Source organism: Velocimicrobium porci (assembly GCF_009696045.1).
Taxonomy (GTDB): Bacteria; Bacillota; Clostridia; order Lachnospirales; family Lachnospiraceae; genus Velocimicrobium; species Velocimicrobium porci.
Genome location: NZ_VUMT01000065.1, coordinates 1 through 1598 on the forward strand (window position 1 = coordinate 1; position 1598 = coordinate 1598).

General features: G+C 36.6%; 2 protein-coding genes. Both read right to left on the minus strand.

Annotated elements, in window-relative coordinates:
* Positions 1-132 precede the first annotated feature (132 nt).
* Positions 133-465, minus strand: a complete 333-nt coding sequence (locus FYJ58_RS14610; RefSeq protein WP_154520393.1) for an AAA family ATPase — start codon at positions 463-465, stop codon at positions 133-135.
* A gap of 4 nt (positions 466-469) precedes the next feature.
* Complete coding sequence (locus FYJ58_RS14615; protein ID WP_154520394.1) at positions 470-1453, minus strand: hypothetical protein; 984 nt, start codon at positions 1451-1453, stop codon at positions 470-472.
* Between the last annotated feature and the right edge of the window lie 145 nt (positions 1454-1598).

The following is a 1598-nucleotide window of genomic DNA, read 5'->3' on the forward strand; positions in this document are numbered from 1 at the left end:
TGTTGACGGTTATCCTCAATGTATTCCATCCAATCTAATAATTCCTGCATTTTCTAACACCCCTTTTCTTTTCATTTTACCAGAAAAGGGACGTGTTCACAATTTATTTACTCATGCGTTTGTCGTGACCGTCTAAAGCCAGTGGGATTGCGGTAGCCTTCTTTCAAACTGAAATACATTTTTATTATCTTCCTTCACAATTAAATTCGTTCCCGTAACATCTGCCGGCATAAGATCTGGTGTAAACTGAATTCTTGAAAAGCTAAGCTCTAATACTTTTGAAACAGCTTTGACAAGTTGTGTCTTTCCAAGCCCGGGTACACCTTCCAACAACACATTTCCGTCTGTAAGAATCGCAATTAAAACCTGCCTGATGATTTCCTTTTGCCCTATAATTGCCTTTCCAATCTCATATTCACACTCAGCCAATTTTTCCCTGATTAGCTCTAAATTCATCTCTTCCATTCTATTACCTCTTTTTACCAGTTTCTAAATAATCAAAATATTCTTTAACTACGCCTTTCATATCCGATGGAATTTGATTTTTTTCCAGCTTTTCATAGGCTTCTTGTTTATATTCCCCAACAACCTGGTTATAATCAACCGATTCGCCCCTATATCCATAACCAATTCCACCTTTGGATTGTTTGGATTCCCCTTTTGTTGCCTTTCCTGTCAGATTTTCATCTTTTCCTTTCTTTTTTCCGGGAATTGTAATTTTTTCCGGATTCTCTTTTTTTGTATTCTCCTGTTCAATCCCGTTTTTACTTCCATAATTCTTTTTGCCTCCCAATCCATTTTTTCCTTGCGAAGCCCCATTGCCTTTTCCCTTTGAATTGGAAGACTTAGTTCCGTTTAATTTTCCCTCCTTTTGACCATCTTTTCCGTTTCCGGTTCCAGACTCCTTCTTTTCCCCTTTTTTGTCATTTTCATCCGGTTTCGGCAAAGAAAAGGTTGCTTCCATAACGTCCTCTAATTCCTGACCCGCTTCCAATTGTTGAAGCTCCTGTCTTATTTTTGTTTTTAGACGATCCATTGACTTTTTTATCTCTTCCTTTGAGTTTGCCTTTTTCAACTCTTTTTTTCCCTGTTCTAGCAACTTCTTAAATTGTTTTTCTAACTCCTTATCCAAATGCTTCACTTTTTCTACTTTCTCGTAAGCTTTTTCTACTTTTTTTATTTCTTGCTTTGCTTGCTCTTCTATCTTGTGATTTTTAATCGCCTCTAGCTTCTTTGGCGACGGCAATACTGCTCCTACAATAAATAAAATCAATAAAATAATTAAAAAGAAAAAAGGCTTTTTCGGAAACAAAAATGGAAATTTTTCTTTTACTCCAAATGTTCGAATTGCTTGTACCGTATCTTTTAGCTGTAGCTCCTTCATAGGATGTTCTTCTTCTATTAATTCTAACGACGTAATAAGGCGTTCCTCCAAACCCTTTTGATCAATCATAAGTGCCATTTTTTTCTTAATCGGGTAGGAGGTAAATAATTATTTTATTTACCGTCCTCCCACACCACCGTGCGTACGGTTCCGTACACGGCGGTTCTTTAGTTTTCACATATTTTCAAATAGAACTCTGTGAATGTTGGATATC